Raw genomic sequence first — 15506 nt, 5'->3', positions numbered from 1 at the left:
CGGTCGGCCCGTCCGGGCCCCGAAGGACCCGGCGAGGCCATCATGGCGGGTAGCCGGGTCCGCGTACGCAGACACCGGAAGGAGCACCTGATGTTCAAGCACGTCGACTACCTGCAGTTCCAGGCGAAGCCGGAGAAGCCGGACGCGGTGCTCGCGGCCAAGATGCAGGAACTCGTGGGCGGTCAGTTCGGTGAGATGACCGTGATGATGCAGTACCTGTGGCAGGGCTGGTCGTGCCGCGTGCCCGGCAAGTACAAGGACATGATCATGGATATCGCGACCGAGGAGATCGGTCACGTCGAAATGCTCACCACCATGCTCGCCCGGCTGCTCGAAGCCGCCCCCAACGAGGCGACCAACAAGGCCGTGGCGGCGAACCCCCTGCTCGGCGCGGTGATGGGCGGCATGAACTTCCAGCACGCCATCGTCACCGGGGGCGGCGCGCTGCCCCGCGACGCCGCCGGCGTGCCGTGGAACGCCGGATACATCGTGGCCAGCGGCAACCTGCTGTCCGACTTCCGGTCCAACGTGGCCGCCGAGGCGCAGAGCCGGCTGATGACCAGCCGGATCTACAACATGACCGACGACCGCGGGGTCAAGGAAATGCTGCAGTTCAACCTGGCCCGCGACACGTACCACCAGCAGCAGTGGCTGCTCGGCATCGAGCAGTTGATCGAGGACGGGTTCACCGAGAACGGCATCGAGGACTCTAACGCGGAGTTCGAGCACCAGGAGGCCAACCACACCTTCTACAGCTTCGACCCGGCCAGCCGGGCCGGCGAGGGCCGGTGGGCGCGCGGGCCGGCGCTCAACGGCAAGGACGAGATCGTGTACGTGCCGGACGCGCAGCCGCTCACCGACGACAAACCGCTGGGGCCGGCCCCGGACCCGAAGCTGTTCGTCACGTACAACGGCGCGATGGGCAAGGGCAAGCCCGGAACCGGGGCGGCCGCCACCGGGCAGGGCGTCGCCAACGTGGTCAACAAGATCAAGGGCGCGCTGGACTAGCGCTCCGGGCGGTACGCGCGGAGGGGGTGTCCCCTTCCGCGCGTACCCGCGTAGGTGATGATCCGGCTCCGGAAGATCAGATTCGAATCGAGCACCTCCAGCGGACCGGGATCAATCCCCGGTTATCCGTTTGCCGCCGACGCCTGGCCTTCGGACAATGGCCGTCGTGACGAGTCGAGAGCACCACACGAACGGCCTCCGGGGCCCGGCATGAGGTTCCGGAGTCTGCGGGACGACGACGTCGACCGGGCCGCGGCGATCGACGGAACCGTCCACGCGCAGCGGTTCCGCACAGAACTAGACAATGGCATGTTCCGCCGCGAGTGGACGTGGATCGCCGAGGACGCCGGCCGGATGGTGGCTCGGGCGGTGTGGTGGGGCCGGGCGGACGGCGTCCGGCCGCTCGTCCTGGAGTGCCTGTGGGTGGACGACTCCGTCCACGATCGATCCGCCGTGGCCGGCGACCTGCTCAGCGCCGCGCACCGCGGCTTTCGGCAGCGGTGCGGCGCCGTGCCCGAAGCCTTCGTGATGACCGTGCCGAACGACTGGCACTCCGACCCGGCCGCACGTGCCGCGGTGGCCTGGCGTCGCGACGCCCTCGCGGCGGTCGGTTTCACCCACGAGGTGCGGCGCCTGCGGTTCGAGTGGACGCCGGACATCGGGGTGGCCGACCCGGACGGGCGGCTGGTCTTCTCCCCCGAACCCGACGACGCGACGATGCTGGACGTCTTCCGCCGCATCGGTGACGGCAGCCTCGACGACGAGACCCGGAAGAACAGAGCCCGGATGAGCCCGGACGAGACGGCCCGGAGGGAGATGGGGTTCTATCTGCGCGCTCCGGGCCGGCGCGAGTGGTGGCGAACCGCTCACACCTCTGACGGCGCCCTGGCGGGTCTGGCCGTTCCCTCCGCGACGTCCTACCACCCGAACGTGGGGTACCTCGGCGTGGTGCCTGAACAACGCGGCCGTGGCCTGGTCCGGCAGATCCTCGACGAGATCACGCGCGGCCACGCCGGCCGGGGCGCCGAGCGCATCACCGCCACGACGGACGTCACCAACGTCCCGATGGCCACAGCCTTCCGGGCGGCCGGTTACCGCAACACGGAGACCCGCGTGCAGCTCACCGCACCCTAGCGGCGGCCGCTGTCCCGTCAGCCTCGCCCGCGTCCCGATGCGCCGGCGTCGCCTGATCGAGGGACCCGGCGATGATCTCAGCCAGAATTTAATCGGTGTCGCCGCGGAGATCCGGCCGGTACGAAGATCACGTGCCCTTTCTCGCGCTGTTCACCGCGGTCCTCCTGCTCGGCGTCGCGGACTCGATGATCCACTCCTACATCGTCCTCTTCGGCGCCGATGTGGTCGGGCTGACGCCGCTGCAGATCGGCGTGTGGGCGTCGGTGTCCGCCGTCAGCGGGATCACGATCAGCTGGTGGCTGGGGCGGCGGTTCGACCGCCGGCCCGCGCGGGCGTACGCGATCGCCGTGATCCTCCTCGGCGCGGCGGGCTATGTGCTGCTGCCCCGAGTGTCGAGCTTCCTGCTGCTGCTCCTGATGGCGGCGACGGCGCTCGGGGCGATGGGGGCGGCCTTCCCGCAGTTGTTCGCCCTGGCCCGCTCCGTGCTCGGCGAAGGCTCCGCCGGGCAGCGTTCCGCGCCGCTGCTGCGCTCCGCCTGGTCGCTGGCGTGGGCCGTCGGGCCGTTGCTGGGCGCGCTGGTGCTGTCCCGGGGCGGCTATTCATGGTTGATCTGGACCGCCGCCGGGGTGTTCCTCGCTTCCGCGCTGACCGTTCTCGCCGTGCCGCGACCCGAGTCCGTCGTGGTGACGGACTCGACGCCGGGCAACGCGCCGGTCCTGCTCATCATGAGCGTCACCCTGTTCTTCGCCGCGATGCTCGCCGGCGGCCTGGTGCTGCCGTTGTTCGTCACGCGGGTGCTACATCAGCCGCCCGCGTCGGTCGGCGTGCTCGTCAGCGTCTGCGCCGTCGTCGAGGTGGCGGTCACGCTGGGATTGGCCGTCGTGCCCGGCCGGGTCCGTCAGCGGGCCCTGATCGTCGGCGGCTTCGGCTCGCTCGTCTGCTACTACGCCCTGACGGTCGTGTCGTCGGGCATGCTGATGCTGATGATCGGGCAGGCCCTCCGCGGCGCGGGGATCGCGATCGTCGGGGCCGCCGGCCTGCGCTACTTCCAGGATCTGCTCGCCCCGGCGACCGGCCGCGCCACCACGCTGTTCGCCAACGCGTGCACGGCCGGTCTGCTGGTCTCCGGCGTCCTGTCCGGTGTGGCGGTCGAGCGCTTCGGCTATCGAACGGCGCTCCTGCTCTGCGCGGTGGCGGCTGCGGCCGGCGGAGTCGCCTTCCTCCTCGGTTCGCGCCACCGGAGCATGCCGAAGGTGCATGGCAGCGTCTGAGCTCACCCTTCGACGCGGTACCCGGCCGGCCGCGGATGTCGCGCCTGCCGGGCGCCGACATCGCGGTACGGGCCCGCCTGACTCCGCTCCTTCGTCCTCATCGCCCGATCAGTCGAAACAAATGGGATCATCCAGGATCTTCACGCCGACGACCACCTTTGAGGCGCCTCCCTGGTTATGGAACCAGGTGCCTTTCGGCGCAACACAGTCCTCTGTTCCGTCGGTGTGCAGCAACTGCACCACGTCGTTGTTCCGGGAATTGAAAACCGCGTAGGCGTGCCTGCCACCCGAGCCCAGTTTCCGCCAGTTGGAAATAATGTTCTGGTAGGTCGCAGTGGGTTTCCGGAAGGCCCAGTCCTCGCTGTTGAAGTACAGGCACACCTTCGGGTAATCGCAGCCGAAGTCGGCATCGGCCGACGCCGGAGCCTGGCTTGCCACAGACATCGCGGCAGTGCCGACGACAGCTACCAAGGCATGAATCGGTATTCTCGATCGCATCTTCTCAAGTCCTCGTCCGAATCGCTCCAGAATTCAGTGCCAACCCGCACATGATGCCATGCGATTTTCTTTGGCATAGCATATTCGCCACGTTTTCCAATGGCACCACGATCACGTTTGGATCCTTTGCGCCACAGCGTTCTCATCCGGCCCCAAATCTGCGTCAAAGGCGTCGCAGACGCTCGCGTCGATGCGCATCCGTCTGCGGGCCCTTACCTGGCAGGTAATTGTCGCCGCGGCGCGAGGGCGGCACGATCAGGCACATCACCGCATCGAGGAGGACCACGATGACCGCCTACGCCGTCGCCCACCTGCGCACCCTGTCGAGTCACGACGACGTGCTGACCTACATCGAGCTGATCCAGGACACCATGGAGCCGTACGGTGGCCGCTTCCTCGTACACGGCTCGGATGTCGAGGTCGTGGAGGGAGAGTGGCCGGGCGCGCTGGTCATGCTCTCCTTCCCGGATGTCGCATCGGTCCGCGACTGGTACGCCTCCCCGGCGTACCAGAAGATCCTGCCGCTGCGGACCGCCCACATCGCCGGCGACGTGGTCGTCGCCGAAGGCGTGGCGCCCGGCTACGACGCCCGGCAGACCGCCGCCGCGATGCGCGCGGCCCGCGCGGCGCAGTCCTGAACCCTCACCCCGGCGTGCCGGGCCTCACCAGGGCGGGCTGCCGCGCCTGACCGGGCTCGCCGCACCGGTCAGGCGGCCAGGCGCAGCAGGCCGGCGAACAGCACGACGCCGGCCGCCAGAGCGAGCAGCACGCGGGGCCGGCGCAGGCCGCGCCACCAGGGCAACGCCCAGAGCAGCGCCCACAGGCCGAGGAACCCGAGCACGTGCACGCGGATGACGCGCCAGGTGAGTTCCTCGCAGCCGTTGACGGCGCGGACCCCGTCGCAGATGGCCGGGGACTCGGAGCTGCTGCCGAGGATCACGATGCCCCAGAACAGCACCAGCGCCGGCGCGGCGAACAGCGTCACCAGCGGTACGCCGATGTAGGCCAGCAGATCCCGCCGCCGGTCTGCTCCCCACGCCGCGATCCCACCGGCCCGCGGCTCGGCCTCGGCGACCGTCTCGTCACCCGGCACGTCACTGTGGGTCGCGGCCTCGCTGCCATCGTCCTCCGGGACATCGTCACCGGCCTCGGGCTCACCGGCGGCGCCGGTCCCGGCCGCGGAGCCTCTGGTCGCCGCGGCGGCGAGATCCGCTGCGAGCGCGGCGGCCTCAGCCGCCTCCGCCGAGGCGGCCGCTGCTTCGGCGGCGGCGTCGGCGGCGGCCGCGGCGGCGCTCGCGGCGAATGTGGCCGCCTCCGCGGCGACCGTTGCGGCGACGGCCGCCCGCGTCACCGCGGAGTCGGCCTCCGGGTCCGCCGGGGGGACAGCGCCGGGTTCGACACCGGTGGAGCCCGAGTCCGCGACTAATAGCTCCGCCGCCGCGTCGGAGCCGGTCTCTCCACCTGCGACGGAGGCGGCGGCGCCCACATCGCGGGCGTTCCCGCAGGTGTCCGGCGACTCCACCACAGGCGCGCCGCCGTCCGGCACTCCCTCGGGCGAAGAGGACGCCTCGTGGTCAGCCGGGGCCGAGGATGAGTCGTCACTGTTGTCCGACGCGGTTCCGGAGGGATCTGCGCTGTCGGCGCCCGGCACGGCAGAGGGGGAGGCGGCACTACGTTCGGACATGAGGCAAGATCATAAACAGCGATGCGGGATTTCGATGCCCGTCCCGTCCGGGCCTCTCGCGCCGCGGCCTGCCACATAGCGCGCACACTCCGCCGGCCTCGCCGCGACGGCGCGCGGTCGATCGACGAAATGCGATGGCAGGTGGAGCGACAGTGCGGCAGGATCACGCGGCGTGATCGAACTACGTGTGCTCAGCCCTGACGATTGGCAGATCTGGCGAACGTTACGGCTTGCGGCCCTGGCCGAGGCGCCGTACGCGTTCGGTTCGCGCTTGGCGGACTGGCAGGGCGAGAACGACCGGGCCGAGCGCTGGCGCGACCGGCTGGAGCTGCCCGGTTCGTACAACGTCGTCGCCCTGCTTGACGATCAGCCGGTGGGAATGGCCAGCGGTGTGCCTGTCGATGAGCCAGGCGTTGTCGAGTTGTTCTCGATGTGGGTCAGTCCGACGGCTCGGGGCCGCGGCGTCGGGGATCGCTTGGTCCAAGCGGTCGAGCAATGGGCCGGACAGCGGCAGGCCAAGGTTCTCCGGCTGTCCGTCATGCGAGGCAACGAGGCCGCCGAAAGGCTCTACCAGCGTTGTGGCTTCGTCGGCGCCGAAGCCCCGGCGGACGTAGTGTCCGAGGAAGCGGGCCGCGAAGACGTCATGGAAAAGATCGTCGGCTGAAAAGCCTGCCGGGCGCGAATGTCACGTCCCGCAGGTTCACCGGCAACACCAGCCGACAGGGGCCCGCCGACTGCCGAGCCGTCTAGGCCCGGATCGTCGACCTGGGCGACAACACCGACTCCGACAGCACCTGCACTGACCGCTGACCACTACTGGCGATGTGGCCCTGGAGTGCCCAGCGATGCGGGCATCGGGGCGAGGACCTCGGCCGGGGATCCTGCGCGGCGGCGTCACTTCGCGGCGCGGGATCCACCGCCTCAAGGCCGGCCGGTGAACCAGGTCGGCTTCTCCCCGCCGAGCACGCCGATCGGCAGCTCGACCGGGCTCTGCACCAGCATCAGGAACCGGTCGCCCATCAGCAGGTGCTCATACGACGCACGCGTCACCACGTCGCACAGGCCGCGAGCCCACTCCGGATCAGCCGCGAACGTCTCGTCGAAGCGGCGGATGACGAGCGCCCAACCCGTACGCCCGCTGAGGTCGAGATGGCGGAGCGCGCCCATCGTCGCGCCGAGGTTGCCGACCGCGTAGTCGTAGTGTGCCGGGATGGGTTCGAGCAGTTCCAGCAACATCGTGGCCCCGGTCCCGCCGGTGACCTCGGCGATGCCGTACCCGAGTTTCGTCAGCTCGGCGATCACATGGTCGAGCATCTCCTCGCTGCGGAAGCCGGTGACCGCGCCGTCGGAGAGCAGTTCGTAGTCCCACTGCCGCTCGGTCTCCGCCGCGGTAAACGATGCCATGCCGGGCAGCCTACGGCCGCGGAGACCAGGCGGAGCGTCACGCCACCGCGCTGGAGCGTCGAACGCGGCACGCCGGCGCTCTACGGCACAACCGCTGACGGGGGCTTTCCGGCGAATCGGCGGATCCCCTGACGAGGGCCCGCCTACCTTGGGCCGATGAGGCGAATGAGGGTGCTGGCCTGCGCGGCTGTGGCTCTGCTGACGACCGCCGCGGCGGGCACGGCCGTCGGCGGGGACGTCGCCCGGGGGGTTCCGGCGCCGGCCGCGTCGCCGCCCCTCGGCGACGACTACTTCACATCCAGCGAGATGGAGCGGGGCCTGCCCGCCGTGGCGGACCTGCCCGCGGGATACACCGTCGCCGACGGCAGCACGGACGTGGGGTTCGCCACCTCCAACCCGTGCTCCTTCATGCCGAGCGACTTCCCGAACAACACCACGGTCGTCTCGCGGACGTACGCGCACCGGAGCGGGGCCCGGCTGACGATCGACATCGTCGCGTCGGGATCCACCTCGGCCCGGGAGACCGTCGCGTCAACCGCGGCGGTCCCGCGGACCTGTCCGACCGTCACCGACATCGACGACATCAGGCGGAACTCGCCCCTGCCGGTGCCCTCGCTCGGCGACGCCTCGGCCGGGATGATCTCGGTGACCGAGTCCCCGCACCATCCCCCGCAGCGCCGATACTCGGCCGTCGTAGCCCTGGGCGACGTCTACGTGGGCTTCGTGGAGACGGATGGCGACCAGGCCCGATTCATCGAGGTCGTGAAGGCGGGGACGAGGACGGCCGACAAGGTCGACGATCCGCCCTCCGCGACGGATCTGGAGCGGGCGCTGATGACCACCGCGGACCTCCCGGCCGGCTATCGACCGGCCGACGACTCCGTGGAGAACACCCGGGACTTCTTCACCGAGACCAAGTGCGACGGGACCCCGGTCGACTACGGCACTCCGGCGACCTTCGTGCATCGCACCTTCACCAAGGGCAGCGGCGGGCCGACCATCCGGGTGGCGGTCGGGACCGCCGAGAGGGCCGTCGACCTGATCGGGGCCATCTCCTCGCGGCAGGGGACCTGTGGGACGGACACCGAACTGCGGCTTCCCTCCACCGATCTCACCACCCGGGCCGGCATCGTCTACCCCGGGCTGCCGGTACGGGCCCGGGCGATCTTCGTCTACCGCGACGTGTTCACGCAGATCCTGGCGACGACGCCCGACCTCACCGGCATCCCCGAGATCGAGAAGATCATCGAGAAAGGCTGGCTGTCCAAGGTCTTCGACGTCTACTACCCCGACAGCCCGGAACGGCAGCGGCTCCACGCCTGGGGACTCTCGGCGCCCGCCACGTCGCCTCCCCCCGCCGGCGAGTACTACACGTCCGTGGAACTGGAGCGCGGCCTGCCCGCCGCGGCGGACCTCCCCGCGGGCTACACCGTCGCCCCCGACGACGATGAGCTCGGCCGTTTCAGCCCGTGCGACTTCCTGCCGGCCGCATTCCCGGACGACGCCACGATCGCCTCACGGACGTTCACACACCGGGGCGGCACTCAACTCACGATCGTCATCGTCGCGGCCGGGTCCGCCTCGGCCCGGGAGGCCGTCGCGCGCACCGCGGCGATTCCCACGACATGCCCGGACGTGAGCCAGATGTACCAATGGCGGACCAACACCCGCCTGCCACTGCCGGCTCTCGGTGACGCCTCGGCGGGGGTGGTGTCGGTGACCGAGTCTCCGCACGACTTCACGACGCGTATCTACTCCGCCGTGGTGGCCTACGGCGACGTGTACGTGGGATTCGTCGAGACGGGCGGTGACCAGGCCCGCTTCGTCAAGGCCGTCGAAGCCGGGGTGCGGACGGCACGGAAGATCGACGGCCCGAAACGGTACGGGCGGCGCTGAATCCTCCGAGGAGGGATCAGGTCGATCGTCGTCACCCGCCCGGTCGACCCTTCGGCACCGACGGCGAGCTGGCCCGGCCGCACGGTCCGGTTGTCCGGAAGTGTTAGTCGGCCACGGTTTCGACGATCATGGCGGCCTTCGCGGTGGTGGCGGCGAGCCGGTCGGCGAGCACGCTCTGGTAGGCGCTGCCGTGGTAAAAGGCGTGAGCGGCCGCGACCGAGGGGAACCGCCAGATGACGGTGTGGGTGCCGGCGGGGCCGGCTTCGGCCAGGTCGATGGTGTCGGTGGTGAGGGCGATGCGTTCGGCGGCGGCGCTGAGCAGGGGCCCGGCCGCGGTGCGGTAGGCATTGAGGGCGTCGGGGTCGGTGACGTCGTAGTTGAGGATCAGCAACGCGGCCATGGGCGGGTCCTTAGGGGTCGGCGCGGGGGTGGTGGGCTGGTCGGGGTGGCGGTGATGGGTGCGTAGCCAGGCGGCGGTGGCGGCGGCCAGGGCAGCGGCTCCCAGCAGGGCGGCTGTGGGTGTCACGATGGTGCTGGCGGTGATCAGCAGCCAGGGGGCGGCGAAGCCGAGGTAGGTCAGGGCGAGGAACATCGCGGTGCCCGCGCCGCGGTGTGCCGGGTCGCTGAGCTGTTCGGTGGTGCGCAGACCGGCGTTGAGGCACAGCCCGTACGCCGCGCCCAACGCGACTGCGGCGACGAAGACCGATCCGGTGACCGTGGTGGCGGCGACGGTCAGCCCGGCCACCGCGCAGCCCAGGCCGGTCAGCGCGGCCGCGCTCGGGTCCAGGCGTCGGGCCAGCATCTGTGCTGCGGTGCCGGCGCCCAGGGTGACGGCGGTAACCAGCCCGGCGCCCAGGACACTGAGCGGCGTGGTCCGGGCGGGTAGGGCGGCGAAGGCGGTGGTGGCGCAGCCGAACACCCACGGCGCCATGGGCACGACCGTGACGCGAAACGCCCGGCTGTCAAGGATCGCGGGCAGCCGGTGTCGCCGCGGCGTGGGCGGTGGCCGCTGCGGTGGTGTGCCGGGGTGCCTGGTGGTGGACAGCCAGGTCAGCGTGACGACGATCAGCGCCAAGTGCGGCAGGTAGGCGGTGACCAGCGGGGCGGATGTCCAGGTCGCCACCAACGCCGCGGCCAGCGGGCCGGCGCCGAAACCGGCGGACAGCGCTATGCTGACCCGCCGGGCGGCCAGACCGGCGTCGGCCGACAGGCCGGTGACCCAGGCGGTGGCCGTGGCGAAGACCGCGCCGGCGGCCACGCCGGTCAGCAACCGGCCCGCGGCCAGCACCACCGGCGTGTGCCCGCCGGCCATGACCATGATGGTCGCGAGCCCGGACACGGCGACGAACGCGATGACGATGCGCCGATGACCGTGGCGGTCGCCGGCCGGCCCGGCCCACAGCAGGGCGGGGATCAGTCCGACGGCGTACACCCCGAACAGCACCGCACCCGCGGTGGCCGACAGCCCGGCGTCGCGGTGGTAGGCCCCCAGCAGCGGGGTGAAGGAGTTCGCGCCCCACCCGACGGTGGACAACGCCAACGCCGCCGGCTGCCACCGCGCACCCACCACCGCCGCACCCGCGAACGGCGCGGTGCGCGTCACCGCCCGGTCGCCGCGGCTGATGCGACGGCCTGGTGGTGCACCTGGCGCCAGCCGATGCCGGCCTGGTGAGCGAAGACCCGGCGGGTGCGGATCGACAGGTCGACCGTGGTGGTGCCGACGGTGAACCCCCCGCGCTCACGCCGGCGAACACCACCGTCCGGGCCCTCCCGGCGAGTCCGCGGCAACACCGAGCGGGCATCACGGCCGAACACCGCGTCCACGGTGGTGATCATCATCGGTTGTCGCCTTCGACGGGGCGGCAGCAGGCGCGCAGCAGCGCGGCGGCGCCGGCCTGGGCGCGGCGCATCGCCGCTGGGTCGTCGGTGGCACGCGCCAGTACGTAGCCGCCCTGCACCACGGCGACCAGGCTTGCCGCTACCTCGCCGGGGTCCATGCCGTCGGTCAGCCGGCCGGCTGCGGCGGCCTCGCCCAGCCGGGCAGCCAACCGCCCCTGTACGTGGTGGAAGTACGCCGCGATCGGCGCGGCGATCACCGCCTCGCCAATCGCCGGTTCGGCGGCCAGGCGCCCCAACCGGCAGCCCCGCAACGCGTCACGTGGGGCCTGCAACCAGTCCAGCACCGCGACCACCGGATCCGCTGCGGCGTCGAGGCGGTCGTCGACCGCCGTGCGCATTTCTGCGCTGACCTCGTGCAGGGCGGCGGCGGCGAGGTCGCTCTTGCCGCGGAAGTGGTGATACAGGCTGCCCTGCCCCGCGCCGCTGCGCGCCAGGATGTCGCGCGGACTGGTACTGCCATAGCCGTCCTCGGCCAACAGGTGCTTCGTCGCCTCGATGAGTGCCTCACGCGTCTGACCCATGGCGTACATACTAGTAGGTACAGAACGGGTCGCGACGAGAAGGCGGCCCGTCACCGCTGAACGGTCATGGTTACAGCGTGTAACGGACGGCGGGCCGGGAGTGCCGGCGGGGCGCCGTCAGGGGGCCGGGACCACCGATCGGTGGATGTCTCAGGCGGCGTCGCGGGGCGCGTACATGATCACGGCGACGCCGATCAGGCAGAGGCCGGCGCCGATCAGGTCCCACCGGTCGGGGCGGAACCCGTCCAGCACCACGCCCCAGAGGAGTGAACCGGCGACGAAGATTCCGCCGTACGCGGCCAGGATCCGGCCGAAGTGGGGGTCGGGCTGGAGGGTGGCGACGAAGCCGTACGCCCCGAGGGCGATCACCCCGGCGGCGATCCACCAGAGGCCGCGGTTCTCCCGCCAGCCCTGCCAGATCAGCCAGGCCCCACCGATCTCGGCGACCGCGGCCAGGCCGAACAGGAGCAGGGAGCGCGCGATCATCACGATCGGCAACCCTAGCCGCTCACGAGGGGGATGAGAGTTGGCACGCAGAGGCGTCGTAGGGTGACACAGGCTCTCACGGTCGGCACGAAAGTGTCGATACGGATAGAGGGCCACGTGGTCGCGTCGGAGCGGAGGTCGGATGGACGAGTACGGAACGGAATCCGCTGGGGTCGGGGCAGCTCCGTCGGTGGCGCGTCTGCTGCTGGAACTGCGCAGCAGGGCGAACACCGACGTGAAGACGGTGGGAAAGACGTTGCAGGTGCGCCCCAAGGGCGGCAGCGGGATCGCGGTGCACATCCACCCGGGCGGGGTGGACGTCGCCGTCGCCCAGGACCGGGCGAACGAGGTCGCGCTCAGCATGCCCGGCGCGTATGTGCGGGATCCGGATGATCCGGACTGCTTCGTGTCGGTGCAGGCCGAGCTGATCGACGAGAACTACGACGCGCTGCTCGACGCCGCGGTCGAGGCGGTCGCCATGCGTGCCGCGGGCCCGCCGGCGCCGGTCCGCAAGACCCGGGCCGCGGCGGCGCCGAAGACCACCGCGGTGAAAGCGACCCGGGCCAGCACCGCGAAGCCGAAGCCGCCGGTGCGGCCGGATCCGCCGCGGTGCTCGAAGTGCCGCCAGTACGAGTTGCTGGCCAGCGGGGAGTGCCCGTCCGGCTACTGCTGACCGGTTGCCCGGGGCACGTCGCCACCATCGTCACACCGGGTGCACGGCCCTCGGCGGCCGCCTGGCCGCCGTGGGCCGCGGCCGGTTTCCCCTATCCTGGCGGTGCCAGCACGAGCATGGACCCCCTCGGAGTTCGACGATGAGCCCCCGATCAGTAGCCGTCACCGGCGGGCGGCGGCCCCGGACCGAGCAGGTGGAGCAGACCCGGGCCATGATCCTCGCGGCGGCCGGCGCAGTTGATCACTGAGCCGAGCCTGCTGGAGCTGGCCGCCGATGAGTTCCGGGACGCGGCGATGATGAACGCGGTCATCGACGGGCTGCAGCGGTGCCTTCCGGACCTGCCCGAGGCGGTGCGCCAGGAGCGCACCCACATGACCTACACCCTGATGGTGCACTTCTGCGCGCAGCGTGAACGTGCCGCCGCTCCGGCGTGGGAGGCGACCGCGGCCGGCCTCATCGACGCGATCGTGGGTCTTCTTCGCGCACCGGTCACCGACGTTACCGGCTGGAACGTGACCGCCGCATCCGTCCGGACGGCGCTACCCAATACCGGCGGGCCGCCGGCGAGTTCGGCTACTACGCCAAGGATCCGTACACCGAGCGGGTCGAACGCGAGCCGGTGACCGACCGGGTCGAGGCGGTGGTGATCGGCGGCGGTTTCGGCGGGCTCCTCACCGGCGCGCGGCTGCGGGAGGCCGGCGTCCAGCAGATCCGCATGATCGACGAGGGCGGCGACTTCGGCGGCACCTGGTACTGGAACCGCTACCCCGGCATCCACTGCGACATCGAGTCGACCGTCTACCTCCCCCTGCTGGAGGAGGTCGGGTACGTCCCGCAGTGGCGGTACGCCCCGGGCGAGGAGATCCGGCAGCACGCGATCGCCATCGCCCGCAAGTTCGACCTCTACTCCGACACCATGTTCCACACCCGGGTGACCGGGCTGACCTGGGACGAGGAGAACGCCGAATGGCGGGTGACCACCGACCGCGGTGACCACTTCCGGTCACGCTACGTGGTGATCTCCTCCGGCACGCTGACCCAGCCGAAGCTCCCCGGCATCCCCGGCATCGAGGACTATCGGGGGCACACCTTCCACACCAGCCGCTGGGACTACGGATACACCGGCGGTGACCAGACCGGCGGCCTGGAGAAGCTGGCCGGCAGGAAGGTGGCGGTGGTCGGCACCGGCGCGACCGGCGTCCAGGTCATCCCGCACCTGGCCCGGGACGCCGAGCATCTGTACGTCTTCCAGCGGACCCCGTCCTCGGTGGACGTCCGCGACAACCGGCCCATCGATCCGCGATGGGCGGCGTCGCTCCAGCCGGGCTGGCAGCGGGAGCGGATGGAGAACTTCCTGACCATCGTCACCGGCGGTCACGCCGACGTCGACATGATCGACGACCGCTGGACCTCGACCGCCAAACTGCAGCGGCAGATGCTCACCGGCAGCGTCGACACCAACATCTGCGCCGAGGACCTCGACGAGATGGCCGACTTCCGCAAGATGGACGAGATCCGGGAACGGATCGACGCGGTCGTCCAGGACCGCGCCGTCGCGGAGATCCTCAAGCCCTGGTACCGGTACATGTGCAAGCGGCCCACGTTCAGCGACTTCTACCTGGAGACGTTCAACCGGCCCGCCGTCACGCTCGTCGACACCGCCGACCACGGCGGCATCACCCGGATGACCGCCTCCTCGGTCGTGGTGGGCGAGCAGGAGTACGAGGTGGACTGCGTCATCTTCGCCACCGGCTTCGAGGTCGGCATCTCCGGTGTGCTGTCCGGCACCCTGCCGGTCGCCGGCCGCGGTGGGATGCCGCTGCTCGGGCACTGGCGCAACGGCCCGCGCACCCTGCACGGCTTCTACAGTCACGGCTTCCCGAACCTGTTCCACCTCGGATCGCTGCAGAACGCGGCCGCCGTCAACTTCGTCCACGTGCTGCAGGAGCAGGCCACCCACATCGGCGCGCTCGTCGGCGAGGCCGAGAATCGCGGCGCCCGCTGGATCGAGCCGACGGCCGAGGCCGAGGAGGACTGGGCGGCGACGATCTTCCGGACCGCGCCGAAGAACTTCGCCTTCCAGTCGGAGTGCACCCCCGGCTACTACAACGGGGAGGGCAACCCGCGGCCGGTGAACTTCATGTACGGGCCCGGCCCGGTCGCCTTCCACGAGCTGCTGCGCACCTGGCGGGCCGACGGCCACATGGACGAGGTGCTGCGCTGACGTCCGGCGCGCCGCCGGGCCACTCCGGCGGCGCGCCGGTGTCAGAATTTCGATACGCGCCACTACCCGCGCGGTGAGAAGTCGGCGCCCTGCACATAGTCCATGTTCGCCACGAACTCCGGATCACGCAGCCGCCGGTCCAGTTCCTCCCCCACCGGCGCGGCGACCCGCTGGTGGATCCACCACAGATTGCCGAACGGATCGGAGAACCGGCTCACCCGGTCACCCCAGAACAACTCGGTCGGCTCCGTCACCACCCGGGAGCCGCGCTTCACCGCCCGGGCCAGCACGGCCGCGTCGTCGGCCACGTAGAGCCGCAGGAACGACGGGGTGCGCGCCCACTCCGGCTTGTCGAAGAGCATCACCACCGAGTCACCGATGCGGACCTCGGCATGCCCGATGACGCCGTCGGTCTCCATCCGCCCGAGATCGGCGCCGTCGAACACCTCGACGAGAAAATCGATCACCGCCGCGGTGTTCCCCGCCGAGATGATCCACGGCGTCACGGTGTGATAGCCCTCCGGGACAACACTCAAACTCTCCGTCATGATTCGAGGCTAGAAGAGCTTGCGGTCACTTCCCGACCGCAATTCACGATTTCGTACGGCTACCGCGGGCACCGTGGCATCCCCGCGAGGTGGGCGCGGGGCGAGGCCGCCGCGCGGCCGCCGGGCTGCTGCGCGGCTCCCGGGCCCGCGCACACCCGCACCCGGCCCGTCTCCCGGCGGCCGGGGTGACATACCGTCGATCCGCTCGCCACGTTCGCGTTCACCGTCGATCCGCTCGCCGACAAGGGAGGCCCGACCGC

Annotated in this window: 17 protein-coding genes; 9 read left to right on the top strand and 8 right to left on the bottom strand. The window is 70.9% G+C overall.

The window, feature by feature from the left end; genetic code table 11:
• Window positions 1-90 precede the first annotated feature (90 nt).
• From QLQ12_RS34295 to QLQ12_RS34285, 3 genes are all read left to right on the top strand, one after another.
• Entirely contained in the window at window positions 91-1008 is a 918-nt protein-coding gene (locus tag QLQ12_RS34295; protein ID WP_282764910.1) for a manganese catalase family protein, read from the top strand.
• Window positions 1009-1218: 210 nt separating this feature from the next.
• Entirely contained in the window at window positions 1219-2142 is a 924-nt protein-coding gene (locus tag QLQ12_RS34290; protein WP_282764909.1) for a GNAT family N-acetyltransferase, read from the top strand.
• A gap of 131 nt (window positions 2143-2273) precedes the next feature.
• On the top strand, window positions 2274-3413 hold the full coding sequence (locus tag QLQ12_RS34285; RefSeq protein ID WP_282764908.1) for an MFS transporter: 1140 nt from the start codon (window positions 2274-2276) through the stop codon (window positions 3411-3413).
• 108 nt (window positions 3414-3521) lie between these two features.
• Here QLQ12_RS34285 and QLQ12_RS34280 read toward each other — a convergent pair whose 3' ends face one another.
• On the bottom strand, window positions 3522-3884 hold the full coding sequence (locus QLQ12_RS34280) for a hypothetical protein (protein WP_282764907.1): 363 nt from the start codon (window positions 3882-3884) through the stop codon (window positions 3522-3524).
• A 314-nt stretch (window positions 3885-4198) separates the two neighbouring features.
• On the opposite strand from QLQ12_RS34280, the gene QLQ12_RS34275 reads away from it, so the two are divergent.
• On the top strand, window positions 4199-4549 hold the full coding sequence (locus QLQ12_RS34275) for a DUF1330 domain-containing protein (RefSeq protein ID WP_282764906.1): 351 nt from the start codon (window positions 4199-4201) through the stop codon (window positions 4547-4549).
• A gap of 68 nt (window positions 4550-4617) precedes the next feature.
• On the opposite strand, the gene QLQ12_RS34270 is transcribed toward QLQ12_RS34275, so the two are convergent.
• Window positions 4618-5595, bottom strand: coding sequence for a hypothetical protein (locus QLQ12_RS34270; RefSeq protein WP_282764905.1), 978 nt, complete (start codon window positions 5593-5595; stop codon window positions 4618-4620).
• A gap of 172 nt (window positions 5596-5767) precedes the next feature.
• Between QLQ12_RS34270 and QLQ12_RS34265 the strand changes: the two genes are divergently transcribed.
• Window positions 5768-6259: a GNAT family N-acetyltransferase gene (locus QLQ12_RS34265; protein WP_282764904.1), complete on the top strand. Its 492-nt coding sequence runs from the start codon at window positions 5768-5770 to the stop codon at window positions 6257-6259.
• A gap of 257 nt (window positions 6260-6516) precedes the next feature.
• On the opposite strand, the gene QLQ12_RS34260 is transcribed toward QLQ12_RS34265, so the two are convergent.
• Window positions 6517-6999 carry a hypothetical protein gene (locus QLQ12_RS34260; protein ID WP_282764903.1) on the bottom strand — a complete coding sequence of 161 codons (483 nt, stop codon included), beginning with the start codon at window positions 6997-6999 and terminating at the stop codon, window positions 6517-6519.
• 156 nt (window positions 7000-7155) lie between these two features.
• On the opposite strand from QLQ12_RS34260, the gene QLQ12_RS34255 reads away from it, so the two are divergent.
• On the top strand, window positions 7156-8895 hold the full coding sequence (locus tag QLQ12_RS34255) for a hypothetical protein (protein WP_282764902.1): 1740 nt from the start codon (window positions 7156-7158) through the stop codon (window positions 8893-8895).
• Window positions 8896-8998: 103 nt separating this feature from the next.
• On the opposite strand, the gene QLQ12_RS34250 is transcribed toward QLQ12_RS34255, so the two are convergent.
• The 4 genes from QLQ12_RS34250 to QLQ12_RS34235 all read right to left on the bottom strand — a co-directional run bounded on the left by QLQ12_RS34250 (window position 8999) and on the right by QLQ12_RS34235 (window position 11801).
• Window positions 8999-10498 (bottom strand): MFS transporter, encoded by a 1500-nt coding sequence (locus QLQ12_RS34250; protein ID WP_282764901.1) that lies wholly within the window; start codon window positions 10496-10498, stop codon window positions 8999-9001.
• Window positions 10495-10734: a hypothetical protein gene (locus tag QLQ12_RS34245; protein WP_282764900.1), complete on the bottom strand. Its 240-nt coding sequence runs from the start codon at window positions 10732-10734 to the stop codon at window positions 10495-10497. Before QLQ12_RS34245 ends, QLQ12_RS34250 begins: the two co-directional genes overlap by 4 nt.
• Complete coding sequence (locus tag QLQ12_RS34240; RefSeq protein ID WP_282764899.1) at window positions 10731-11315, bottom strand: TetR/AcrR family transcriptional regulator; 585 nt, start codon at window positions 11313-11315, stop codon at window positions 10731-10733. The genes QLQ12_RS34245 and QLQ12_RS34240 overlap by 4 nt, the downstream gene beginning before the upstream one ends.
• Before the next feature lie 150 nt (window positions 11316-11465).
• A complete protein-coding gene (locus tag QLQ12_RS34235) occupies window positions 11466-11801 on the bottom strand; it encodes a YnfA family protein (RefSeq protein ID WP_407651662.1) in 336 nt (111 codons plus the stop codon).
• Window positions 11802-11991: 190 nt separating this feature from the next.
• Between QLQ12_RS34235 and QLQ12_RS34230 the strand changes: the two genes are divergently transcribed.
• The 3 genes from QLQ12_RS34230 to QLQ12_RS34220 all read left to right on the top strand — a co-directional run bounded on the left by QLQ12_RS34230 (window position 11992) and on the right by QLQ12_RS34220 (window position 14698).
• The gene (locus QLQ12_RS34230) at window positions 11992-12474 is read left to right on the top strand and encodes a hypothetical protein (RefSeq protein ID WP_282764896.1); all 483 of its coding nucleotides are present in this window, start codon (window positions 11992-11994) and stop codon (window positions 12472-12474) included.
• Between the two features lie 236 nt (window positions 12475-12710).
• Window positions 12711-13097, top strand: a complete 387-nt coding sequence (locus QLQ12_RS34225; RefSeq protein WP_282764895.1) for a hypothetical protein — start codon at window positions 12711-12713, stop codon at window positions 13095-13097.
• On the top strand, window positions 13094-14698 hold the full coding sequence (locus QLQ12_RS34220; RefSeq protein WP_282764894.1) for a flavin-containing monooxygenase: 1605 nt from the start codon (window positions 13094-13096) through the stop codon (window positions 14696-14698). The genes QLQ12_RS34225 and QLQ12_RS34220 overlap by 4 nt, the downstream gene beginning before the upstream one ends.
• A 62-nt stretch (window positions 14699-14760) precedes the next feature.
• Here QLQ12_RS34220 and QLQ12_RS34215 read toward each other — a convergent pair whose 3' ends face one another.
• Window positions 14761-15246, bottom strand: a complete 486-nt coding sequence (locus tag QLQ12_RS34215; protein ID WP_282764893.1) for a VOC family protein — start codon at window positions 15244-15246, stop codon at window positions 14761-14763.
• Between the last annotated feature and the right edge of the window lie 260 nt (window positions 15247-15506).

Origin of the sequence: Actinoplanes sandaracinus (assembly GCF_030009775.1) — a bacterium.
Classification (GTDB): Bacteria; Actinomycetota; Actinomycetes; order Mycobacteriales; family Micromonosporaceae; genus Actinoplanes; species Actinoplanes sandaracinus.
This window is presented reverse-complemented; position numbering and strand designations above follow the sequence as displayed.